19 protein-coding genes are annotated in these 24038 nt (G+C 68.2%); 10 read left to right on the forward strand and 9 right to left on the reverse strand.

Annotated elements, in window-relative coordinates; genetic code table 11:
* Both HLK59_RS34200 and HLK59_RS34205 read right to left on the reverse strand, forming a co-directional pair.
* Positions 1-213 (reverse strand): response regulator (locus tag HLK59_RS34200; RefSeq protein ID WP_171145482.1); only part of this gene is annotated, 213 nt, incomplete at its 3' end.
* A gap of 132 nt (positions 214-345) precedes the next feature.
* Positions 346-837, reverse strand: coding sequence for a hypothetical protein (locus HLK59_RS34205; RefSeq protein ID WP_171145483.1), 492 nt, complete (start codon positions 835-837; stop codon positions 346-348).
* A 376-nt stretch (positions 838-1213) separates the two neighbouring features.
* Here HLK59_RS34205 and HLK59_RS34210 point away from each other — a divergent pair, with 376 nt between their 5' ends.
* Together HLK59_RS34210 and HLK59_RS34215 are read left to right on the forward strand one after the other, a co-directional pair.
* On the forward strand, positions 1214-7447 hold the full coding sequence (locus HLK59_RS34210; protein WP_171145484.1) for a DNRLRE domain-containing protein: 6234 nt from the start codon (positions 1214-1216) through the stop codon (positions 7445-7447).
* A 26-nt stretch (positions 7448-7473) separates the two neighbouring features.
* Positions 7474-7758 carry a hypothetical protein gene (locus tag HLK59_RS34215; RefSeq protein WP_171145485.1) on the forward strand — a complete coding sequence of 95 codons (285 nt, stop codon included), beginning with the start codon at positions 7474-7476 and terminating at the stop codon, positions 7756-7758.
* Between the two features lie 136 nt (positions 7759-7894).
* On the opposite strand, the gene HLK59_RS34220 is transcribed toward HLK59_RS34215, so the two are convergent.
* On the reverse strand, positions 7895-8263 hold the full coding sequence (locus HLK59_RS34220; protein ID WP_171145486.1) for a hypothetical protein: 369 nt from the start codon (positions 8261-8263) through the stop codon (positions 7895-7897).
* 158 nt (positions 8264-8421) lie between these two features.
* A complete protein-coding gene (locus HLK59_RS34225) occupies positions 8422-9012 on the reverse strand; it encodes a hypothetical protein (protein WP_171145487.1) in 591 nt (196 codons plus the stop codon).
* Between the two features lie 151 nt (positions 9013-9163).
* Here HLK59_RS34225 and HLK59_RS34230 point away from each other — a divergent pair, with 151 nt between their 5' ends.
* Both HLK59_RS34230 and HLK59_RS34235 read left to right on the forward strand, forming a co-directional pair.
* Complete coding sequence (locus tag HLK59_RS34230; RefSeq protein WP_171145488.1) at positions 9164-10360, forward strand: cytochrome P450; 1197 nt, start codon at positions 9164-9166, stop codon at positions 10358-10360.
* Positions 10361-10615: 255 nt separating this feature from the next.
* Positions 10616-11008: a DUF5707 domain-containing protein gene (locus HLK59_RS34235; protein ID WP_171145489.1), complete on the forward strand. Its 393-nt coding sequence runs from the start codon at positions 10616-10618 to the stop codon at positions 11006-11008.
* A 10-nt stretch (positions 11009-11018) separates the two neighbouring features.
* Here the strand turns inward: HLK59_RS34235 and HLK59_RS34240 are convergent, their stop codons facing one another.
* A complete protein-coding gene (locus HLK59_RS34240) occupies positions 11019-11519 on the reverse strand; it encodes a GNAT family N-acetyltransferase (RefSeq protein ID WP_346779871.1) in 501 nt (166 codons plus the stop codon).
* Here HLK59_RS34240 and HLK59_RS34245 point away from each other — a divergent pair.
* Positions 11491-12837 (forward strand): glycoside hydrolase family 18 protein, encoded by a 1347-nt coding sequence (locus HLK59_RS34245; protein WP_171145491.1) that lies wholly within the window; start codon positions 11491-11493, stop codon positions 12835-12837. The two genes, HLK59_RS34240 and HLK59_RS34245, sit on opposite strands and share 29 nt — an antisense overlap.
* A gap of 102 nt (positions 12838-12939) precedes the next feature.
* On the forward strand, positions 12940-13587 hold the full coding sequence (locus tag HLK59_RS34250) for a hypothetical protein (RefSeq protein ID WP_171145492.1): 648 nt from the start codon (positions 12940-12942) through the stop codon (positions 13585-13587).
* 77 nt (positions 13588-13664) lie between these two features.
* Here HLK59_RS34250 and HLK59_RS34255 read toward each other — a convergent pair whose 3' ends face one another.
* Positions 13665-13967 carry a PASTA domain-containing protein gene (locus HLK59_RS34255; RefSeq protein ID WP_171145493.1) on the reverse strand — a complete coding sequence of 101 codons (303 nt, stop codon included), beginning with the start codon at positions 13965-13967 and terminating at the stop codon, positions 13665-13667.
* Between the two features lie 105 nt (positions 13968-14072).
* Between HLK59_RS34255 and HLK59_RS34260 the strand changes: the two genes are divergently transcribed.
* Positions 14073-14633, forward strand: a complete 561-nt coding sequence (locus HLK59_RS34260) for a hypothetical protein (protein WP_171145494.1) — start codon at positions 14073-14075, stop codon at positions 14631-14633.
* 180 nt (positions 14634-14813) lie between these two features.
* Here the strand turns inward: HLK59_RS34260 and HLK59_RS34265 are convergent, their stop codons facing one another.
* Positions 14814-16298, reverse strand: coding sequence for a ricin-type beta-trefoil lectin domain protein (locus HLK59_RS34265; RefSeq protein WP_171145495.1), 1485 nt, complete (start codon positions 16296-16298; stop codon positions 14814-14816).
* A 623-nt stretch (positions 16299-16921) separates the two neighbouring features.
* On the opposite strand from HLK59_RS34265, the gene HLK59_RS34270 reads away from it, so the two are divergent.
* Positions 16922-17758 (forward strand): helix-turn-helix domain-containing protein, encoded by an 837-nt coding sequence (locus HLK59_RS34270; protein WP_346779872.1) that lies wholly within the window; start codon positions 16922-16924, stop codon positions 17756-17758.
* A gap of 133 nt (positions 17759-17891) precedes the next feature.
* Entirely contained in the window at positions 17892-19529 is a 1638-nt protein-coding gene (locus tag HLK59_RS34275) for a cutinase family protein (protein WP_171145497.1), read from the forward strand.
* 133 nt (positions 19530-19662) lie between these two features.
* Here HLK59_RS34275 and HLK59_RS34280 read toward each other — a convergent pair whose 3' ends face one another.
* Together HLK59_RS34280 and HLK59_RS34285 are read right to left on the reverse strand one after the other, a co-directional pair.
* Positions 19663-21096, reverse strand: coding sequence for a glycoside hydrolase family 43 protein (locus HLK59_RS34280; RefSeq protein ID WP_171145498.1), 1434 nt, complete (start codon positions 21094-21096; stop codon positions 19663-19665).
* Between the two features lie 54 nt (positions 21097-21150).
* Positions 21151-22656 (reverse strand): family 43 glycosylhydrolase, encoded by a 1506-nt coding sequence (locus tag HLK59_RS34285; protein WP_240982801.1) that lies wholly within the window; start codon positions 22654-22656, stop codon positions 21151-21153.
* A 295-nt stretch (positions 22657-22951) separates the two neighbouring features.
* Here HLK59_RS34285 and HLK59_RS34290 point away from each other — a divergent pair, with 295 nt between their 5' ends.
* Positions 22952-24016, forward strand: a complete 1065-nt coding sequence (locus HLK59_RS34290; RefSeq protein ID WP_346779873.1) for a sigma-70 family RNA polymerase sigma factor — start codon at positions 22952-22954, stop codon at positions 24014-24016.
* Positions 24017-24038 lie beyond the last annotated feature (22 nt).

Here is a 24038-nt window from a genome sequence, read left to right on the forward strand (position 1 = left end):
GTCGCCGTCGGCGCGCAGGGTGCGGCAGACGCGATAGCCGTTGAGCTTCGGAAGCATGATGTCGAGGACGATCGCCCCGTAGGTGTGCTCGCGGGCCAGCCACAGCCCGTCCACGCCGTCGTAAGCCACGTCGACGGCGAACCCCTCGGCCTCCAGACCGTCCCTGAGCCCGGCCGCGAACCGCTCCTCGTCCTCGACGACCAGCACGCGCATGCCTTCACGCTACGACTCGGGCCGGGGATACGCCCGCGGTCCGACGCCGCCGCAAGGCTTCACGGACCCCAGCTCCCCGTACGCACGTCCGCGCTTGCGACTGCGAGTGGGGCCTTCACGCTCTCTCACGTCTCAGTCCCCTGATCTCGTCCACGGCTTGCAGTCGGACGTCTTGAAGAACTCCCCTTCTGTGACCTTGACGGTCACCCGCCCAGTGGTCAGGTCGTTGGCGATGATGGATTCCGTCTCGCCGGACGTATCCCGCATGCGTGCCCAGTAGCAGTTGGGCCCTTGGGCGACCGACCCCTTGGTGGTGTAGGTGCCTGGTGCGATGTACTCGTCGTCGAGCGCGAGCGACGGGTCGTCATACTCCGGCGCGGAGTTCGTGACCTCGTAGGTCCCGTCCTGGACACCGATCGTCTCCTCGTCCGCATCCTTCGCAGTGCCTCCAGAGGAAGGGGCGGACGGCCCGACCGTGGGCGTGGTGGTGGTGTCGCGAGGGGCTGTGGTCTTGGTGGCCTTTTCTCTGCCGCTGTCTCGGTCGCCGTCACTGTCGGATCTGGTGCAGGCGGTGAGAAGCAGGCCCGCGGCGAGCACGGTGGCTGCGATGGCGCGAGTGCGCATGGTCCCCCCAGGGTCGTGCGTGCTGAGGGGGCATCATGCGCAGCGCGGGGACGTCGTATGGGGCGTGCGGCGACGAAGTGACCCCGAACGAGTGAACACCTCGCGGATGGCCACAACGGAACACAGGGCCCGCCGGTGATCGCAGTGGCAAAGATCACGAAGACGCCATGAGCAATCTGTGCAATTCCTGTGAGTTTGTCGAACTTTGCAGTCTTGGTATGCCGATTACTCTCTCTTGACCATCACATATGTGATGTTCATGCAAAGAGTGAAAGATCGGACGATCATGACGGTGCACAACCCCCTGCCTGGTGGGCAGGGGCGGCCTAGGTCGAGGAGAACCGCGCGGTGGACAGCCGGCGGCGTTTCCCTGGTCATGGCCATCACCCTGCTGGATGTGGCGAGTCTGCCCGCGGCCGCTTCGGCCCCGAACGCCCCGAACGCCCCCGCGCCGAAGAAGGCGGCGGCGACCCGGGCGGCCGACATCCCGTCGGCCCGCGTCGCGGCGAGGCTGTCCGGCAAGAGGGTGGAGGCGCTCTCCGAACGCACGGAGACGTCGACGACGTGGGCTAACAAGAACGGCAGCCTCACCACCGAACTGTCCGCGGGACCGATCCGGTTCCGGCAGGACGGCAAGTGGGTCGACGTCGACGTGGAGCTGCGTCCGTCCGGCTCGGGCGTGGAGCCGGTCGCACACCCCGAGGGCCTGCGGCTCGCGGGCCGCACCGGCACGCCGGCGAAGTCGTGGAAGGCCGCCCGTGAGGCGAAGGCGACCGACCTGGTGACGCTGGGCGAGGGTGCCCAGCAGATCACCCTCCAGTGGAAGGGCGGCCTGCCCGAACCGAAGCTGGACGGCACACGGGCGGAGTACGTCAACGCCGTGCCCGGCGCCGACGTGGTCGTCGAAGCCACGCGAACCGGCTTCGAGCAGTTCGTCGAGGTCAAGCAGCGCCCGTCCGTGACCGACTACTCCTACACCCTGCCGCTGAAGGCCAAGGGGCTCAAGGCCAGACAACTGCCCGACGGCAGCGTGCTGTTCACCGACAAGAAGAACAAGAAGCGGGCCGTCATGCCCGCGCCGGTGATGTGGGACTCCACCGTCGACAAGCGTTCCGGCGAACACACCCACAAGGCGCGCGTCGGCCTGAAGGTGGTGCAGAAGGGCTCCTCCGTCGACCTGGTGGTCACCCCGGACGCGAAGTTCCTCGCCGACCCGGAGACCAGGTTCCCGGTCACCGTGGACCCGTCGACGTCCTCGCTGTCCAACGTCTTCGACACCTACGTCCAGCAGGGCGAGACCGTCGACTGGTCCACCGACACCGAGCTGGACTTCGGCAACCCCGGCACGAAGAACGCCGACGGCACACCGCGCACCGCGCAGTCGTTCGTCTCCTGGAACACGACGCCCGTTCAGGACGCGCTGGTTCTCGACGCGAAGCTGAGCCTGTGGAACTTCCACTCGGGCAACACGGACTGCAAGGCGTATCCGTGGGAGGTGTGGTCCTCCGGCGCCGCTTCGACGTCGAGCCGGTGGACGAACCGTCCGACCATGACGGCGAAGAAGGCCACCTCGACGGAGACCCGTGGCAACACCGCCTGCACCTCGGCCCCCGACGGCTGGGTCAACGCCGACGTGACGACGCTGGTGCAGGAGTGGGCCTCGGCCAATGCCGCCCGCGGGCACATGGGCATCCGTGCGGCCGACGAGTCGGTGGTGGCGCAGTGGAAGCGGGTCAACTCCGCCAACGCCGCCGCCAATCCGCCCAAGCTGGTGGTGAACTACAACTACCGGCCGCGTACCGGCACCAGGCAGGAGGCCGGGCCGCCGTACTTCTCCTACAGCGGCGCCTACGTGGTGAACAGCACCACGCCCACGTTGCGCGACACCTTCGTCGACGCCGACGGTGACAAGGTCAACGGCACCTTCCAGATCTACGACAACGCCACCAACGCCCAGGTGGGCGACGTGATCGTGTCGAAGTACGTGCCCTCCGGCCAGGCAGCCTCCGTGACCGTGCCGTCCGGGGTGCTGGCCAACGGCAAGACGTACAAGTTCCGTACGTCGCCGTACGACGGCACGCATTTCAACACCGGCTGGTCGGCGTGGAAGACCTTCACCGTCGACACCAGCGCGCCCTCCGCCCCTGCCAAGATCACGTCCTCGGAATACCCGACGGGCAAGTGGAGCAAGGGAGCGGGCCAAGCGGGCACCTTCACCGTGACGCCGCCCGCGTCCGACCACAACTGGCTGGAGTGGTCGCTGGACGGCGTGACCTGGAACAAGGTCGCCACCGGCGGCGCGAGCGGTGACAAGAACCTCTCCGTCACCCCGTCCGACAACGGCGCGCAGTCCCTCCTGGTGCGGACCGTCGACAAGGCCGACAACCGGTCCTCCGTCGTGGAGTACACGTTCAACGTGGGAGCCGGTGGCTTCGTACGTCCCGGATCCGGCGACCGGACCGCTCGCCGGTTCACCCTGGAGGCCGAGACCGACGGCGGCAAGTACGACAAGGTCTCCTTCTCCTGGCGGCGCTCCGCCGCGGACGGCTGGCAGGCCGTGCCCGTCGGGCACGTCACCCAGGACGGCACCGCGCTCACCCAGTGGCCGGTGCCCCTGGCCAGCGGCAGGAACGCTCCGCTGGCCTGGAACGCCGCCTCCACCGTCACCCCCGACGGATCCGTGGAGCTCAAGGCCGACTTCACCGGCCCCGGCGGCGCCGCGGGCAGCACCGAGCCGCTCACCGTCGTGGTGGACCGCAACGCCGACGGTGCCGCGAACGAGGACGTCGGCCCCGGCTCGGTGAACCTGCTGACCGGCGACTACACCCTGTCCGCGGACGACGTGTCGGCGTTCGACCTCGCTGTCAGCCGCACGGCGCACTCCCGCCGTCCCGAGGCCGGTGCCCAGCAGGAGGACCAGGCCGCGATCTTCGGCAAGCAGTGGGTGTCGGGATTCGAGGCGCAGCTCAACGAGTCGGAGTACACCCATCTGGAGAGGATCTCCGACACGGCCGTCCGTGTGGTGCTCGCCGACGACAGCCCGATCCACTTCACCGCCAACGCGGCCAGGAACGGCTGGATACCCGAGCCGGGTGCCGAGGAGATGGTGCTCAAGGGCAGCGTCAACGGCACCTTCACCCTCTCCGACAGCTCCGGCACGGTGACCGAGTTCGCCAAGGCGGACCCGGCGGCATCCGCCTGGCAGGTCAAGAGCACCCTGTTCGACGGGCTGTCCAACTCCACCACCACGGTGATGTCGCAGACGGTCACCGTGGACGGCAAGGAACTGGCCCGGCCCACCCGGATCATCGCCGCGACCTCCGCCGCCACCGCCTCCGCCTGCGCGGCGGACCCGTCGACGAAGGGCTGCCGCCTTCTGGAGTACGTCTACGCCTCCAGCACGACGGCGACCTCCACGGCCCTGGGCGACATCAACGAGCAGGTCCGCGAGATCCGGTTGTGGTCCACCGAGCCCGGAGCCTCGGCCGCGACGTCCAAGGCCGTGCAGAGCTACCGGTACGACGACCAGGGCCGACTGCGCCGGGCCTGGAACCCGCAGATCAGCCCCGCGCTGGTGGTCGAGTACGGCTACGACTCCGCGGGCCGGGTCACCTCGCTGACGCCTCCGGGCGAGCTGCCGTGGACGTTCGCCTACGGCAAGGCGGGCAACGACGCGGCGGCCGGTGAGGGCATGCTCCTCAAGGCGACCCGCGCCGCGCTGAAGGAGGGCACGGCAGGCACCGTCGAGGGCGAGGCGACGACCAGTGTCGTCTACGACGTGCCGCTGTCCGGCGCCTCCGCCCCGTACGCGATGGACCGCGACACGGTCCGCACCTGGGGGCAGCAGGACATCCCCACGGACGCCACCGCCGTCTTCCCCGCCGACAGCGTGCCGGCCTCCCACTCGGGATCGGCCCTGGAGCAGTCGGCGTACCGGCCGGCCACGGTGCAGTACCTGAACGTGTCCGGCGAGCGGGTCAACCTCGCCGAGCCGGGCGGCCGGATCGACAGCACCGACCACGACCGGTTCGGCAACGTGGTGCGTGAACTCTCGGCCGGGAACCGGGAGACCGCCCTCGCGTCGACGGCGACCGCCAAGGAGGCCGTGGCCGACCTGGGGTTGACGGACCGTCCGAGCCCGGAACGCGCCGAGCTGCTGTCCACCCGGTCCGTGTACGACCAGAGCGGCACCCGCGAGCTGGAGAAGTTCGGGCCCCTCGGCCGGATCGACCTGGCCAAGGACCTCAAGTCCGGCGACACCACGCTCGTGGCGGCGGGCACCGCCGTCCTCGCGCGCAGCTGGACCAGCAAGCGCTACGACGAGGGACGTCCCGCGGACGCCGTGGGCACCAGCAACCAGATCACCAGCACCAAGGAGGGCGCCCAGGTCCGCGAGCACCCCGCCGTCATGGCCGACGCCCAGCTGACCACGGTCGCCTACGACTGGGTCAAGGGCCTGCCCACCAAGGTGGTGCAGGATCCTGACGGGCTGGCCATCACGACCGTCACGGAGTACGACGCCCAGGGCCGTGTCACCCGGCAGGGGGCGCCCGGGACCTCTGGCAGCGACGCGGGAACCCAGGTCAGCACCTACTGGTCGGCGACCGGCACCGGCGCCTGCGCCGGACGTCCCGAATGGGCGGACCTGCTGTGCACCAGCGGCCCCGCCGGGGACATCACCGGCGGCGGGACCAACCCGGCCCAACTGCCCGCCATGACCGCCGAGTACGACTGGTGGGGCAACACCGCGAAGACCACCGAGAAGGCCGGCACGTCGACCCGCGCCATCACCCGCGGCTACGACGCGGCAGGCCGGCCCACCACCGTGCAGACGACCGGCCTCGGCGCGACCGTGCCGTCGACGACGACCGGCTACGACGCGGACTCGGGCCGCGCGATCACGACCACCTCGTCCACCGGCGGCACCCTGACCCGCGCCTACGACAAGCTCGGCCGGGAGATCTCCTACTCCGACGCGGACGGAGGAACCACCACCACGGCCTACGACCGGCGCGACCGCCCGGTCAAGGTCGCCAACAGCGTCCCCAGCACGGCCACCTACACCTACGACGCGTCGCTGGAGCCGCGCGGGCTGGCCACCAAGGTGACCGACTCAATCGCCGGCGCCTTCAGTGCCACCTACGACGCGGACGGCGCGGTGGCCTCCGAGAAGCTGCCGGGCGGCTACACGCTCAAGCAGTCCAAGGACGCCGCGGGCGCCGTCGTCGAGCGCGCCTACACGCGTGACAGCGACGGGGTGACCGTCTACGACGACGCCGCCACCTCCACCATCCACGGCCAGGCCGCGACCCGCTCCGGCTGGTCGCACCAGGAGTTCGGCTACGACGCGGCCGGACGCCTCACCCGGGTCGAGGACACCAGCGACAACGTCTGCGCCCTGCGGACGTACACCCTGGACAGCCGCTCCAACCGGACCGGCACGGCCGAGACCTCGACCGCTCCCGGGACGGCCTGCCCGACCACCGCGGGCACGGTGAAGAACCGCGCCTACGACAGCGCGGACCGTGTCGCCGAGCCGGGCTACACCTACGACGCGTTCGGCCGCACCACCGCGCTGCCGGGCTCGACCCTGTCGTACTACGCCAACGACCTGGTGCAACGGCAGACCGCCGGTTCCCAGCGCCAGACGTGGCAGCTCGACTCCGGGCTGCGGTTCCGCTCGTGGACCACGGAGACGAACAACGCCGGCACCTGGAGCCAGACGGCGGCCAAGACCAACCACTACGGCAACGACACCGACAGCCCGAGCTGGATCGTGGAGGACACCGCCCAGGGCACGGTGACGCGCAACGTCACCTCGGCCACCGGTACGTTCAGCGCGACCACCGGCAAGAGCGGCGGCACCGTCCTTCAGCTGACCGGCATCCACGGCGACGTCGCCCTCCAGCTGCCGCTCGACCAGGCGGTCGCGCCGACGGTCGTCGACAGCAACGAGAACGGCGTCGCCCGCACCGGCAAGACCGCCCAGCGTTATGGCTGGTTCGGCTCCAACCAGCGCTCCGGCGAGACACTCACCGGAATCGTCCTGATGGGCGCACGGCTGTACGACCCGACGACAGCCCGGTTCCTCCAGCTGGACCCGGTCTTCGGCGGCAACTGCAACGCCTACGATTTCGTGTGCGCCGACCCGGTCAACGGCACCGACCTCGACGGCCGGTGCGGCGCCTGGGGCAACCCGTTCAAGGCCTGCGACAAGTGGCGCATCCTCATGTGGTCGCGTTCTCCCGGAAGCCACTGGAAGACCATCCGTGAGGGAAGCACCAGCAACGTCACGGTCAACGGCAAGAAGTACGGCAAGTTCGGCCTGCGGCACATCAAGGACAAGCACGTCGGCAAGGGGAAGCGCTCGGCGTGGCGGTCCAGCTCCACGATGATGAGCGACCTGAAGAAGGCGCTCATCTCGGGCAAGTGGCGGAACGCCTGGGGCGGTGTCTATGACGGCAAGTGGGACATCACGTACTCATACTGGACCGGCTGCGGATGCCGAAAGAAGAAGAAGTACACGGTCTACGTGTACTACCGCACCACCGCGGCGCCCGACGGAAAGCCGCTGGGTGTGACCACCGCCTATATCAACCGGACCGGATGACCTCCCGAAGGAGAATGTCTCAGCCGATGAACGCACCGGATCGCCCGGCCGACCTCATCCGCGCGGTCGCCGAGAGCATCACCAGGCGGCTCGCGGGAGAGAAAGGTCCCGCAGCGGCGCTGCGGTCGGTCGTCCACATGGTCGACAACGACGAAGCCGAACTGGCCGTGGACGACCTCGCGCGCGTGATCGAATACCACCGCATCCGCATCCTGCGGACCGAGTACGACCAGATCGCCGCGGCAGCCGGGCAACTCGGTGCGCTCGACTCGCTCACCGAAGTGAAGATCGATCGCTTCATCAGCGACTGACACACCCTGCACACCCGGCAGGCACACCCTGGATGACGGCGGCCCTCAAAGCCGCCGTCATCTGCGTGCGCGATCGGCTGGCTCCGCGGGGTGCCGCGGCACGCCCCGTGTCGTACCGCGGCACCCCGCCGATGTGTCAGAAGCAGGGCGTGGAGACGTTGCCCACCTCGTTGCCCTTGAGCAGGCCGCCCCAGATGTAGTTGCCGTCCGAGAGGAGCACCCACTTGTCGTGGTAGACGCCGTTGGCGTTGACAAAGCCGCCCACGAGCCAGCACTCGGCGCTCAGGCTCTGGTTCGCCGCGACGGTGTACGCGATGCTGTAGCCCGTCGAAGGCCCGATCCGGACATTGCCGTTGATCCACGTCGTGACGGTCTGCGCCTGCACGCTCATGGTCTGGGCCGCGGGCTGCTCCGCCGACCGGGCCGATGCCGCGGCGGACGGAGCGGCCGCGGCACCCGCCATCACGAGCGCTACCGCCGCCGCGGCCGCGAGCTTGGTCGTCAAACGTGAACTCCTGCGCTGCATGACAGTTCTCTCCCTGTTCAGTGACCTGTGCCGCGCCGCCCCTGGACAGGCAGACACCACTTCCGGTGCCTCGATGGTCACGCACCCCCGTGCGCACGGACCAGCATTTCGATCTCTCTCGAAAAGCTGCGGCGCGCTCAGGCGTGAACGATCTGCGGGAAGGCCTTGTCCGTCTCGACGTAGTACTTGCGGACCAGCGGGCCGAACCCGTCCTGCGAGTCGCCGAGGATCATGGCCTTGATGACCTCGACGCTCTTCGCGTCAGTGAACTTCTGCGTCTTTGCCTCGGTGCTGCCGAGGACCAACGGTTTCCACTTCTCCCGGGACTCCGCCGTGGCACTGACGTCCGGGTCGAAGCTCAGATAGTAACGGCGTTCAGAACCCACCTGGCTGACGGCCAAGAAGACGATCACATGAAAACTGGTGGTGAACTTGCTCGCGTTCCCGCCCACGTGTCCGGTCGAACCCTTGATGACTACGGCACGGTTGGCCTTCACCGCCTGGTCGACAGCGGCCCATTTGGCTTCGAGCCCCGCCGGCAGCGACAGACCCGAGGGGTCGTGCGGCCCCGTCGCCACGGGACTCAACACGGTGCCGACCCTGTCGGCGCGCACCTGGCAGTCGTTGTCCATCATTTTCGTGAACATCGAATCAGCCGGCATCTGTAACCAGAACTTGAGGCGTTCGAGGACGGATCCCGCCGTCGCGTCCACCGCCTGCGAGATCACTATTGCGTACGAAACACCCCTCCGATAGAGCAGAGAGTGAAGCGGAGGACTCCCTAGCGGCAGGGGCCTTCCATCCTGAAGTCTTGCCGCAGGTGTCTGACAGCGGGCTTCTCCCACCAGGGGGCCCACACGACGACGGGGGCAGCAGTCGATGGACCGAGCCGACGACGTACGCAAGATTCGCAGGGAGCACACCGGGCCCGGCTGTCCGATCCCGATCGGCCGTGGGGACGACGGCACCTGGCAGGTGCGCGGCTATCAGGCGGCACGCACCGTTCTGCGCAGCACCGACACCGTCCAGGCAGGTCTCGGGATCGAGACCGTGGAGAAGCTGCCGGCCCGGATCCGGCGGCCCGTGCTGTACCGCGACGGGCTCGAGCATCGCGAACACCGTCGGCAGACCGCCCGCTACTTCACGCCCCGCCGCGTGGACGAGCACTACCGGCAACTCACCGAACGTATCGCGCGCCACCACCTCGACACCCTGCGGAGCGAGGGCGAGGCATGGCTGGAGGACCTCACCTTCGGCGTCTCGATCGACGTGGCGTGCGAGGTGATCGGCCTGACCCACAGCAGGCCCGGGATCCAGCGTCGACTGGAACGCTTCTTCCCCGACAAGTTCGGCAGGCCCGGACTGACGAGCTGGCACGGGATCTACTGGTTGTTCCGCCAGAACAGCCAGTGGCTGAGGATCTACCTCGCCGACGTCCGCCCGGCCGTGCGGGCCCACCGGAAACGGCCCGCGGACAACCTGATCTCCCACCTGATCGCCGAGGGATGCTCCAGCGCCGAGATCCTCGGCGAGTGCCTCACCTACGCCGCCGCCGGCATGGTCACCACCCGCGAGTTCATCAGCGTCGCCGCATGGCATCTGTTCACCGACCCCGCACTGCGCGAGCGCTACACGACCGGGAGCGAGAGCGAACGCCTGGCCGTGATGCACGAACTCCTACGCCTGGAGCCCGCGGTCGCCCGCCTCAAGCGGCGGACCACCGGCGCCCTGGACGTGCCGGGCACCGACGGGCCGGTCACCGTGCCCGGCGACGCGCTCGTCGAGATCTTCGTGGACGAGGTGAACACCGACCCGCAGGCCATGGGCGACTGCCCCACGGCGGTCCGGCCCGGCAGGCCGACGACGACCGGCCGGTACGCGGCCGCCCTGTCCTTCGGCGACGGACCACACCGCTGCCCCGGTGCCGACATCGCCTTGATGGAAGCCAACGTCTTCCTCGGCCACCTCTTCGCCCTTGACGGCATCCGCATGCTCACTCCGCCCCGCGTCACGTTCCAGGACGAGATAGGCGGCTACGTGATACGCGGACTCCGCATCGCCGTCGACCAGCGGTAGAGCGGCGCCGGTGTGGCAGGTCCACAACGGGAACTGCGTGCCGTCCGCCGTCCCGGAAGGGTGTCGTCCTCCGCGCCGGTCCGGATGTCCATGGGCACGTTCGTGGTCCGGGTGAGACCTCGCGAAGCGCGCATGTCCCCATCACCCAGGCCGAGTTGAGTGTCCGTACTCACGTCCCGGATGCCTGCGGGTTGCGAGCATCGGTGCGGCGGCGCGGTCGAGAGCGTCGGCCCTTTCGATCGAGAACGTCCTAGGGTGTTCGCGCTCGCCTACGCAAGCGACCAGGCTCCGTCCCTGGCGCACAGCACGGCCCGTTACACGGCTCCGGAGAGTGGGAGGGACGGTTCGTTCGCCTTCACCACTGAGGTCACCGCGGCTTCTGGCGTCAGGATCCTGAAGGTGCTGGCCTGGCCGGAGGACTCCGAGTTCTCCGCGCGGCAGCCGACCGCCAAGGAGCTGGCCCAGGTGGAGTCGGCCCGTTGCCAGTCGGCCGGCGGCGACACCGTGCGGTGCGTGTACACAGCCGCGGTGGCGGACACCGAGGCGAACTCGTCTCCGCGCGGCACCTGGCATGTCGCCGTTCTGGCCACCGCACAGGACGGCACCACCACCCTGGACACCGAGGCGGTGGACTTCACCGTCGGCTGAGCGGCCCCGCTCAGTCGGCGACTTTGCTGCGGTTCTGGTAGGCGAGGTCGCGGTACTCCGGGTGTCGCGCGAGATAGGCCGCGATGAAGGGACAGGTCGCCAGCACCGCCAGCTCCCGCTCGCGGGCGTCCTCCAGGACGGCACGCGCCAGGGCGGAGCCGAGGCCCCGGCCGTTGAAGGCGGGATCCACCTCCGTATGGGGGTAGACGACCAACTCGTCCGTGCGCAGGTATTCCGCGAGGCCCACCCGCCGCCCGTCGATCCGCACCTCGAAGCGCGATGCCTCGGGAACGTCGACGACCTCCACCGTTCCGCTGTTCTGGTCGGTGTGCGGGGGCATGGGCATCTCCTGAGTCGCGGGGAACGCGTCCGAGCGTAGTCGAACCCTCCGCTGGACCCCTCTCGGGCCGCGGTGACCGTCCGTCGACGTCGTACCGCCGAACCCTTGACCGCAAATGGTCCATACCAATACGTTCCCCCGTATGCGAAGAACCCTGGGAAGACTGGCCATCGCCACCTGCTCCCTCTCCCTGCTCGCCGTCCTCGCTCCGGCGAGCGGAACGGCCGGCGCCGCCGAGTCGCATGCCACCACCGCCAAGCACGGCAAACGCGTGGGCTACTTCACGCAGTGGGGTGTGTACGGTCGTGACTATCAGGTCAAGGATCTGGACACGAGCGGCCAGGCAGCCAAGCTGACACACATCAACTACGCCTTCGGCAACGTGAACGCCGCCGGAGAGTGCTTCACCGGCAACGTACCGGGCGAGGCCGACGCCTGGGCCGACTACGCGCGCCCCCTCGATGCCGAGAACTCCGTAGACGGCGTCGCCGACACCGACACACAGGCACTCGCCGGCAACTTCAACCAGCTGCGCGAACTCAAGGCGAAGCACCCGGGCCTCAAGGTGCTGATCTCGCTGGGCGGTTGGAGCTGGTCCACCCACTTCTCCGACGCGGCGCTCACCCCCGCCTCACGCAAGAAGTTCGTGGCGTCCTGCATCGACCTGTACATCAAGGGCAACCTGCCGGTCGACGGCGCGCGCGGTGGTGCGGGTTCGGCTGCCGGACTGTTCGACGGAGTGGACCTGGACTGGGAGTGGCCCGGCTCCCCCGGCGACACGGACACGGTCTACCGCCCCGAGGACAAGAAGAACTTCACCGCACTCGTGCACGAGTTCCGCACCCAGCTCGACGCGTACGCCAAGAGCCAGGCGCCTCGCGGCAAGAAGGCCAAGCACTACGATCTGACGGCCTTCGTACCGGCCGCCCCGAAGGCGATCGACGCGGGGTTCGACATCCCGCGGATCATGCGCGACTTCGACTTCGTGAACCTCCAGGGGTACGACTACCACGTGTCGGGCGAGCCCAACACGGCCCAGCAGTCGGCCCTTTTCGCGCCGGGTGACTTCAGCGTGGACCGGACGGTGCGGGACTGGGTGCGCAGGGGTGCCCAGCCGCGGAAGCTGGTGGTCGGCATGCCGTTCTACGGGCAGGGCTGGACCGGCGTCAGCGGTGGCGGTGACGGTCTCGGCCAGCCGGCCACCGGACCGGCGAAGGGCACCTGGGCGGACGGCTACGAGGACTACAAGGTCCTCAAGACCCTCGCCGCTTCGGGCACTTACACCGTGCACCGGGACCGCTGGAACGGCAGCGCGTGGATCTTCGACGGCACCACGCTGTGGACGTACGACGATCCGAAGGTGCTCGCGACGAAGTCGGCGTATGTCCGGAAGCTGGGCCTGGGCGGTGCGATGTTCTGGTCGCTGGACGCCGACACGGCCGACGGTGAGCTGACCGCAGCGGTCGACAGGGGGCTCAACGGCCGCTGATCCCCTCCGAGTTCGCGGTCCCGGCACATCCCTCGTGGTGTCGGGACCGCATGCCGTCCTGATGCCGGTACGGTCGCTCATGATCGACGAAGGGAAGATCAGATGACGATCCAGAGGCCGGGACTGCCGGAGGATCTTCCGGCCCCCGACGTGCTGTGGACGCGATGGGCGCTCATGGCCGTTGTGGAGGCGACCACCGAGGCGGAGGAGGGTGCCGGTTACCGGACCGGTACCTGGATCGACGACGAGGGGCTGCACCTCGACGACAGCGGCTGCACCTGGTGGTCGTTCTCCCGCTTCGGCGAGGGCAGGTACGTGCTGTACGGCGAGGACGAGTCGAGCGGCTGCAAGTGGTACGAACCGCCGGTCGACATGCTGGCGGGCGGCCCCGACTGGCTCCCCCACGAGGAGCTGCGCGACCGCCTCGCGGGGAACGAACTGGGCTGTGTCTACTGGTACGAGAACGGCGCCTGGGCGCGCGCCCGGTACCCCGAGGACCTGGACGACGACGGCCTGGACTGCGGGATGAGCAGGTTCGTGGAGCGGGACAAGGCCCGCGGGCTGCTGGACGAGTACGTCGGGTACGGCAAGCCCGGGCGTGAGGTCCTCATGGAGCACGCAGAGGGCCGCCGGCTGACACCGGAACTGCTCGCGGAACACGTCTCCTCGCTGGAGGGAGGCGCCCCGGACCTTCCGGCGATGACCAGGGCGCTCCGGCGTGCGGGGCTGGACGCTCAGCTCCAACGGTAGGCGTCGAAGGGCAGGCTGAACTGCGGTCGTTGCGGGGCCCGGGGCGAGCCGTTTCCAAGCCGTCCGGCGGACGTGTGTCAGCAGCTCTCGTCGTCCTTGACCGCGTACAGAGTCACCGGTGTGTCCGTAGGGTGCGTGCCGGCCTCGGGTTCCTGGCTGCACACCGTCCAGTTGCGGTCGTAGACCTGGAGGCGGCCCTGCCCGCTGGCGTCCTGGTCGTCGAGGGCGTAGAAGCCGGCGGCCTGCGCCTCGTCCTGGGCGGCCTGGAGGTCCAGGCCGACGAGGTCGGGCAGTGCCGCCGTCTCGCTGTCGGCGTCGTCGTCAGCGCTGTCGGCCGGGCCCGTTTCCTGGATAGTGCGCGTGTGAACGTAATTCCCCACGGTGGTCCGTGATCTGAGGGAGCATCATGCGCCGCGTGGAGAACGTCTGGGGTTGGAGTGACGTTCCGATGACACGGATGAGTGGTGTGAGGGCAGACTGTCGCGGTGAAGATGACAGAAACCTACGCCGCCACTGTCGCCGCCGTGGCGCCAGTGATCCTGCTGGTCGCAGTGGTCGAGATCAACAACCGCCGCCAACGGGTGCGGGAGTTGTACGAATTGCTCGCGGTCCCGATTCGTCTGATCCGTGAGATGTTCCGCGATGGTGGCGACCCTACTGCGCAGCAGGTGGAACGCGTTGTGCAGCAGGTCCGGGAGACCAACGTCGGAGCGCGTGCCGGTTTCGGTCTGATGCTGTACGTCCTTTCTGCCGTTGCGATCACCACACTCTTGTTCCTCGCCGAACTTGCCTCGCTCCTGTGGCTGGCCGGGACCCCGGAGAAATCGAGTTCGGGCGTGGCCCTCTTCTGTGCGCTCGCGTTGGGGGTGGGGTTCGCGTGGGTCGCCTATGCGCCCATGGTTGCGCTTCTCCTTCCGGTGTCGCGCAACCTCTTGTACATACTGAGAGGTTTCAAGGACTATCGGCGGTTCTTGCGCCTCCTGCGGCACTACCGCGCCCAGGGCACTGTCAGCACCGAGCCGGCACCGGATTCGTCAGGCACATGACGATTCGTCAGGCACATGACGGGAATCGCGGCCAGTGCGGGCGTCAGCGTCATGACGTGGAGACCTTGGTCGGGGCAACCGCCAGGCTGGTGCTCCGCGCGACGGGCCCGGCGAGGATGCTCGCCGGGCCCGTGCGGTTCGGATCACTGGTTCAGCAGTCGACGGGCACAGGTGCCGGCGTCAGCTCCTGGTCCACTGCTGGTTGCTGCCTCCGTTGCAGTACCAGACGTCGACCGCCGTGCCGTTGCCGGTGCCGCCTCCGGCCGCGTCCAGGCAGAGCTCCGGGTTGGCGACGCTGGTCACCGAGAGGTCCGCGTTCACGTTCCACTGCTGTGCCGCCGCGCCGGTGCAGTCGGAGATGATCACGGGGTCGCCCGCCGTGGCTCCGGTGCCTCCCACCGTCATGCACTTGTTGCCGTAGACGGTGAGTTGCTTCTGCGCGTCCCAGTTCCAGGACTGGTTGCCGCCGTCGTTGCAGTCCCACAGGTCGAGTTGGGTTCCGTTGGTCGTGCTGAAGCCGGGCACGTCCACGCAGCGGTCGGAGCCCACTCCGCGCAGGACCTCGCCGGGAGGCGCGGGCGGCAGGTCGTTGACGGGCGGGGTCGTGCCGAAGCCGTAGCCCCAGCGCAGCTGCGCGACTCCGCTGGCGTTGTTGTCCACGAGGTTGCCGTTGGCGTCCAGCGACTCGATCGAGTAGGCGTCACCGAACCGCAGCCCCGGCCAGTACACCAGTCCCATCCCCTTGCTGCGGGCGGTGTTGGTGACGGCCGCGAGATACGACGTGTAGATGTTGCCGTCCCACGCGCCGTAGTTCAGACCGGTGGTCATCGGGGAGCCGGCCTCGTCGATGATGGTCCGGCCGGCGTAGCTGCCGATCCGGGCCTCGAGGTCGGCGACCCAGTCAGCCTGCTGGGTGTGGCTGGCCCAGAAGCCGTAGAAGTGCAACGACAGGAGCGTGCCCCGCAGTTCGCGGGCCGCGCCGACACCGGTGACGTTGTCGTTGTAGCCGGTACCGCTGATCACGACACGGCCGCGCGGGACGTCCTTGTGCTGGGCGAGCCAGCCGCTGGTGACGGACACCCACTCATCCAGGGTGTAGCCGTGCGGCTCGTTCATGGGCTCGAAGTAGACCCGCGGGTTGTGCTTGTACTCCCGCACCACGGTGTTCCACATCTTCTTCCAGGCGGCCGTGTCGTCGACCAGCCCGTCCTTGCTGGTGTTGGCCTCCCAGTAGCTGACGATGACCTTGTCGCCGTAGGCCGTGGCCGCGTCGATCGTCGCCCGGTACGACTTCCACCAGTTGGTGCCCACCGTGGCCGGGTTGATCGGCAGTCGCAGCGTGTTGGCGCCCAGGTTCTTCTTGAAGCCGCGGACCATGTGGCCCGTGGTGCGGTACACGGTGCGGTAGTCGTCGGTCACCGACAGCCCGCTGGGCACCACCGCGTCAGTGGCGTAGTTGTCCCGCGGGTCTGCCCAGTTCACCCCGCGGAAGTCACTGGTGCCGCCCTTCGCCGGGTGCTTCGCCGGCGCGTGCGAGCCGGCTGACGTCGTGGCGGCCGGCTGGGCGAGGGCGGGATTCGGGGCGGTCAGCAACATGAGTGTCGCGCCGAGCCCGGCCATGAACACATGGGCCAGTCTTCTCGACCTCGACGGGGTGTTGGTCATGTCGTCTCCAGTGACGGGTATCGCGCAGGGCGGAGTATGGGGTCGTCACCTGAGCCGAGCCATGGACGAGCTGGGATCCGGATACGAATACGGATCCCTCAAATCCCCACAAACCACTCATGGTTACGTAACCATTGACCGGACATTGACACGACGGCCCCACTGGTGACAAGCCCCGTGACGGTTCCGAAACACGACGGACCCTTTCAAGGGATGCTCCGGCTGCCGCGACCGGCCGGCGGTGCGGGCGGCAGGAGGTGCGGCCGGCAGGAGGTGCGCAAGGAAGGGCTGACCGCAGTAGTCCAGCCCGGTCGCGGGCTGTCGGTGTGACAGCAGGCGTAATCGGCGGAATCCGTGCTGCCTGTCCTGTCCCGCCGGGGAGACCATGGGTCCAATCAACGACTGTTTCAACTCTGAGCCGCACTCGTAGCGGAGTGCGACCGCCACCCGCACGATGCCCGTGAGTCAAAGAGGACGTAATGCTCCGCATTCATTTCACCCCCCATGATCTACAGAACATTCGCATTCTCCGCAGGCCGGATCCGTTGTGGGAGCTGATCTGTAGTCTGTGCCGCCTGGAAACAGGCCAGGGGCCGCTGGAGTTCGGTCACTGGCGTCGCTCGGTGCGCGCCGGAATGGAGGCCGACCGGGTTCTGGGGGCGGCCCTGCGACCGTTGCGGACATTGGTTCCCAACATCGGGTACATTCCCGATTTCCTCACGCCTCCGACCACTGGAGGGGAGCTGTCCCACGAACTCGACCTGGTGCGTGGCACCTCGCGTTCCCGGATCGTCCGCGAACTGACTCGGCTCGGGGACAGCCAGGTGCTGCCGAGCTGGACAGTGGCGCTGGGCAGGCCGGGGGACAGAGGGCTCGCCATGCTGACCCGCGCACTGGACGTGTACTTCGGCGCCGCGTTGCGCCCGCACTGGTCCCGGATCCGAGCGGTCGTCGGCAACGACATCGACCTGCGCACGCGCGCCCTTCTTGACGGGGGTACCCAGGCGCTGCTCAACGGCCTTTATCCACTGGCCCGTTGGAAGTCCCCTGTACTGGAGGTCGACTACCCGGTACGGCGTGACCTCCGCCTCGAAGGCCGGGGCCTGCTTCTCGTCCCGTCCTTCTTCTGCTGGCGCCGACCCACCGCCCTGGCCGATCCCGCTCTGCCTCCCGTGCTCGTCTACCCCGTCGCGAAGTCGCCCTTGGACGTCGCCCGGACCACTGGCGACGGCGTCGTACGCCTGCTCGGCCGCACTCGGGCCGCCATCCTGGCCGATGTCGCCCGGCGGGACGGCCGTACCAGCTCCGAAGTCGCCGAAGCCGTCGGTATCGCCCCGGCCAGCGTGAGTTACCAGATGGGCGTTCTGCGGGCCGGAGGGCTGGTGGACAGTCACCGCGCCGGCAAATACGTCCTGCACGCGGCAACAGCCCTGGGATTACGGTTACTCGACGCGAGCTGACGTGATCCTGCGACATTTCGAACCCCGTTGAACTGTTTGAGCTTCGCGTCCACCGGTGCCAATGTGGCGGCTGTCCTTGCGATTGACTGTTTGAGCCCTGTGCGTTGCGCCGGGCCGAACCAGGGGGAAACGCATGAGATATCCCGCACGACCAGGAGGAAGCCATACACCACGCCGTCGGGCGATATGGACGGCGGTACTCGCACTGCTGGCCGGACTGTTCTCGACGGCTCAACTCGTCGGTGCCGACACCGCGTCCGCACTGCCGCCGCCACCCCAGCCGGCGATGAACTGCGACAAGCCGTGGGTGATCATCAATGCCTACGGCACGGCCGAGTACGTGGAACCGGGTGTGACCACGCCGTACGGTTCCATCGGGGTGAACGACACCTACGTCCGGGCGGTGACCGCGGCGCTCAACGCGCGGGGCGTGCCAACCAGCGACATCACCGCACGCAATCTGCCCTATCCCGCGTCCGCGATCGACTGGGACCTGCCGTGGCCGCCCTTCCTGGGCGACAACCCGGGACCCGACGACTACTGGGAGTCGATGTGGAAGGGCCGCGACGAGCTGGTCCGTGAGATCCAGTTCTACTCCGACTGCCCGAGCCGCCCGACCGTGGTGCTGATCGGGTACTCGCAGGGTGGTCAGGTGGTCAAGAACGCCCTCGCCAACTCCGCCGTCGCCGGGGACCAGCGCCGTTCCGACTCGGTGGGCGCCGCCATCACCATCGGGGACGCGTCCCGCCACAACGGCCAGACCGGGATGGCGCAGAACAGGCAGATGCTGACCCTCAACCGCGACTACCAGGAGACCACCACCACGATCGACCGTGGCGGACTGATGCAGCGGGTGTCGGTGCCGTCGGTGTTCGCCGGGTTCATCGGTGACGGACGGTACTTCGACGTCTGCCGCACCGACGACCTCGTGTGCAACAAGCCGGGACGCCCCGGCACGGGCAACTGGCTGGCGGAGTTCGGCCTGAGTATCGACGACGGTACGACCAACCCGCCGCACATCGCCTATCGGGACAACGCCCGGGTGAATGGGAACCCGGTGATCAGGTGGCAGAACGAGCAGGGCAAACGTGTCGCGGCCGATGTCGCCAAACGGGCCGTCGCCGCGGCGGTCGCCCAGCGCAACATCGTCCACCCGCCGCCCGAGCCGGAAGTACCGCCCGGCACCACGCCGGTCGAGATGTGGGCGACCGACGTCAACGTGCGCACGGCCCCGACGACCGACGCCGAGATCACTCACCGGTTCCCCGACCCCACCACCGTCTACGTGCAGTGCCAGAAGCACGCCGAGCCGGTGACGGACGGCGGTGTCACCAACGACGTCTGGTCCTATCTGCCCGTCCAGCACGGCTGGATCAGCAACCTCTATCTGCGCGGCCCCGCGTGGATTCCCGGTGTGCCGGAGTGCGCGGGTTCCACTCCCCCGCCCGGGCAGGGGCTCTACCACTGCGACATCGGGGGTGACCCCGAGAGCTGGTGCGCCCGGGTGACCGGCATCGACGCGGGATCGTTCCTCGGCATGTACAACGAACCGGACTACGATCACGGGCGCAGTTCGTCCTACCAGGGCCACAACAGCGACGAGTTGATCGTGCTCTGCTGGACGACGGGCGCGGTCGACGCCGACGGGACCGGCAACCGGTACTGGTTCTTCGCCGACACCGGCGGGGCCCTGCCGGGTGGTTACGTCAACGACCACTACCTGACGACGGGCAAGTTCGCGGACTGGAGCCAGGTCATCCCGCCCTGCTGACACCCCTGCGGATGACACACACCCACCTGTGGCGGCCGTGCGCACACGGCCGCCACAGCCACGACGCTCCGAGGCCCCCTTGCGGGTTTCCGGCGCCCTTCCCTGTGACAAGGGCGCCGGCATCCCGGTCGGGTCAGCTCGTCACACGGAAGGTCGCGTCGCCGCGCCCGGTCGCCGTGGTGATCTGGTCGAGCCGTAGTTGGAACCCATAGTGGCGGATGTAGCGGTCCGGGTAGTTGTACGACTGGAACGACGACCAGGTCGTGTCGGCGAGCCCGGCGACCTGGCGGAACGTGGCGTCCTGGGCGAACGGGACGGTGCCGTCGTTGTACGCCAGCTGGAAGTCGAAGCCGGAGTGCCGCAGGAAGTACCCGGGGAAGTTCACCGACTCGAAGGAGACCGTGCCGGAGCCTGTCAGGCCCGGCCTCAGCCGGAACCGGGCGTCCTCGGCGGGGCTGACGTTCGGGTCGATGCGCACGTCGAAGTTGGTGTGCCGTACGTACCGGTCCTGGAAGTTGTACGACTGGAGCCGGTTGACCGCGGTGTTGGGCCAGCGGGCGAGCACGCGGCTTTCCTCGGTGGCCGTCAGGTTCAGGATCCAGCCGTGGCGCTTCTTGGTGGCGCCCATGTCGTAACTGCCCGACGCCTGCTTCTGGTAGGCGGCGGGGTTGGACGGGTCGGTGGTCAGGACCGGCATGTAGCCGCCGCCGGTGGCGTACTGGTCGAGGTAGAGGGCCCAGTTGTTGCTGCCGTTGAACTTCATCCACATCGGGCCCTCGACCTGGGAGCCGGTGAGGCCGATCCCGGAGAGGTTGCCGAGGGTGGTCCAGGTTCCGAGGATCGAGTTGCTGCCTTCGAGGGTGATCTGCCCGTCGCCGGAAGCCCGCACATAGCGGTAGTTGCCGACACCGGAGGGCACCTCGACGATCTGGGTGTCGATGATCTCCTGTGTGCCGGGGCGCTCGATGTAGGACTGCGGGGTGGTGATCGTGCGGAAGTCCGACGTGCGGGCGTAGTAGATGCGGTGCTTCGTCGCGCCGTTGAGGGGGGTGTTCGTCGCCCAGTACAGGACGTAGTCGTTGGTCTCCGGGTTCCAGATCGCCTCGGGCGCCCATGCGTTGCGACCGTCGGGGATCGCGCCGGCGACGTTCAGCAGCCACGGCTGGGACCAGGTGACCAGGTCCGTGGATTCCCATACGACGAGGTTGCGGCTGCCGTTGTTGATGGCATCCGACCACGACTGCCCGCAGCTGATACACAGGTCGGTCGCCACGATCCAGTACTTGTCACCGCCCGGGGCGCGGACCAGGGCGGGGTCACGCACCCCGCGCGTGCCGACCGTGGAGCGCAGGACCATCCCGCCGCCGTTGAGGTCGTTCCAGTGCACGCCGTCCGGACTGTGCGAGAGGTACATCTGCTGATTGGTCGCCCCCTCTCCGGTGAAGTGCACCATCAGGTAGCCGGGGTCGGCGGCGGCGGCGCGCTGGGGTGTGGTCAGCACCTGGGAGGTGAAGAACAGGCCGAGGGCGAGCAGTATCGCCGCCAGCCGGGACAAGGGTCTGCGCATGCGGGTGTCCTGTCTCTGTGCGGGTGCCATGAAGGTGGGGTGGAAGCGGAGGGGTCAGCTGCGTGACCACTGGAAGGCGGCGGTCGTGTCGCAGGTGCGCTGTTCGAGCAGGGCGAGGTTCGCGGTGGAGGCGCCGGCGACGGTGACGCACTTGCCGCTGTGCCGGGCCTTCAGTTGGAACCAGCCGTCGGTGGCGACCCACTGGAACTGCTGGTTCGTACCGGAGTGGCAAGTCCATTGGATGAGGGCGGCGGCATCCGCGGTGGACGCATTGTTCACATCCAGGCATTTGCCGCTGTTGAGGCTCTCGATCCGGGAGTAGCCGTTGCCCAGGTCGACGAAGCGCCACTGCTGCCAGGGCTTTCCGTTCGCGGTGTACTGGCCGATCTTCACCCCGGTGTCGGTGTTGGGCGCCTGGACGTCCATGACCTTGCCGCTGTTGCGGTTGGTCAGCCGGTAGTACGTCACCGTGGGCTCGCCGGAGGGCACGGTCTGCGCGGTGCCGGTGGCCACCGGGACGCCGAGGGTCGGCGATCCGTCCGCGTTCCAGGTGATCTTCTGGATCCGGGTGGTCCGGGTGGTGCCACAGCCTTGGGTGGACGCGGAGTTGGCGTGGTAGACGATCCAGTCCTCGGTGCCGTCAGGGGACTTGAAGAAGCCGTTGTGGCCCGGACCGAACACGCTTCCCTCGTCGTTGCGTTGGAAGGCCGGCTGGGTTCCCTTCGTCCAGGAACTCGCGGTGAGCGGGTCGGTGCCGGTGAGGGTGAGCAGGCCCAGTTTGTAGTCGGGGCCCTGGCAGGCGCTCGCCGAGTAGCTGATGAACGTCTTCCCGTCGTGCTGCAACGCGACCGGTCCCTCGTTCATCGGGGTGCCCTGTGTCTCCCAGGAGTAGGTCGGGGTCGAGATCCGTGTACGGGACCCGGTGACGGTCCACGGGTCGCTGAGCTCGACGATGTAGATGCTCGGGTCGGATCCCGCCCACTGCGGGGTGGGCACTCCCGACCAGGTGAAGTACAGCCGGCCGTCGATGGTGACGACGCTTCCGTCGATGCCCCACCAGTCGTTCGCGCCGAAGATCATGCCCTTGTAGGTGTAGGGGCCGAGCGGATCGGTGCCGGAACTCTCCAGCACATGCACGCGCTGGTCCTCGATGTCACCCGTGCCGGCGGAGTAGTAGATGTACCAGCGCTTGCCGTTGGGCCCGTCGAGCAGATGCATCTCCGGGGCCCAGACGTAGTGGTCCCGCCCGGCGGCGTGGGCGCTGAACACCGGTACCGGCGCGGCCGCCTTGAGCGCCTCGACGGTGGGCGCCTTCCGCATGGTCAACGGCCCGCTGTAGGGCGTTGTCATGAGGTAGTAGTTGCCGTCGTAGTACGTCATGTACGGGTCGGCGCCGGAGCTGTTGAGCGGGTTCGTGAACGTCGCTGCGGCCGCCTGCGCCGCGGGCGCGGTCACCAACACCCCGGCCGTCGCGCCACAGACGACGACAGCGAGTGCTGTCGCCGAGGCGAACAGTCCGCGCAGATATGCCGAAGCCGCGGATATGAGAGCCATGCTCATGACAGAGACATCCTTGTTTCGTGTCGTGGAGCGTGAGCGGAAGACGAGAGACCGACGAGTCGAAGGTCTAGCTTGTTCGAAATGCTGGACATTGTTCGCAAATACGGCCAAAAGTTAGAGGCCGGTTCGAGGGGTGTCAAGAGGCCGTACACACAGGAGACGCACGAGCGCGTCGCGCATAACGCAAAACACGGAACGGAGTTCGCCTCCCCTGCCCCGCCGGAGTCACCGAAGATCCGTGCCTGGCACACTGTCGCCTCGACACATCGGCGCGACGACAGGTCAGGTGGGGCGGGTGCGCTCGCGGGACACGCAACAGCGGCCGGACATCGCCGTCGTCATGGCGGCGCGGGCCGGGGACCGACACGCCTCGGAACAGCTGATACGGGAATTTCTGCCGCTGGTCTACAACATCGTCGGGCGGGCGCTGGACGGGCACAACGATGTCGACGACGTCGTCCAGGAAACGATGATGCGGGTCCTGGACGGACTGCCCGGCCTGGAACACCCGGACCGGTTCCGGTCCTGGCTCGCCGCCATCACCGTGCGCCAGATCCGTGACCGGTGGCGCAAAGGGCGCACCCGGCTGACCGCGGAACCTCTGGAGGAGATCGCCCAAGAAGCGGATCCGCAGTCCGACTTCGCCGACCTGGCGATCCTTCGGCTCGCGCTGTCGGGCCAGCGGCGCGAAGCGGCGGAGGCGACCCGCTGGCTGGACGACGAGGAACGCGAGGTACTCGCCCTGTGGTGGATGGAGACCGCCGGTGAACTGACCCGCGGCGAACTCGCGGCGGCCTGCGACCTCACACCGCAGCATGCCGCGGTCCGGGTCCAGCGGGTCAAGGAACGACTGGAGAGCGCGCGCACCGTCGTACGAGCCCTCACGGCCTCGCCGCGCTGTACGGAACTGACTCCCCTGCTCACCTCCTGGGACGGACGGCCCTCCGCACTGTGGCGCAAGCGGCTGACCCGCCATGTCCGCGACTGCCCACGATGCATGTCGGACGCGGCCGACTTGATACCGGCGCAAGGCCTCCTGGGCGGCCTCGCGCTGGTACCGGTACCGATCGGTCTGGCCGGCCTGGTGCTGGCCAGGACCCTGGGGACGGACACGGCCGGGGCCACCGTCGGCACAGGCACGCACACAGCGAACGGCGCGAGTCGTACGGCGCATACGCTCGGCAAACTGGCCACCAAGCCCGTGGCGGCGGCAGCGGCCGGTGCTGTGACGCTGGTGGCTGCCGGAGTGGTCTGGTCACCACCACTCGCCCCCACGACTTTCCTTTATACACATCTGACCGTGCCGACCCATCGGATACTGTACATCTCGTGTGGCACCGTATCACTATTACACAATTAACACCATACATGTATGACACACT

Origin of the sequence: Streptomyces sp. S3(2020) (genome assembly GCF_013044505.1) — a bacterium.
Taxonomy (GTDB): domain Bacteria; phylum Actinomycetota; class Actinomycetes; order Streptomycetales; family Streptomycetaceae; genus Streptomyces.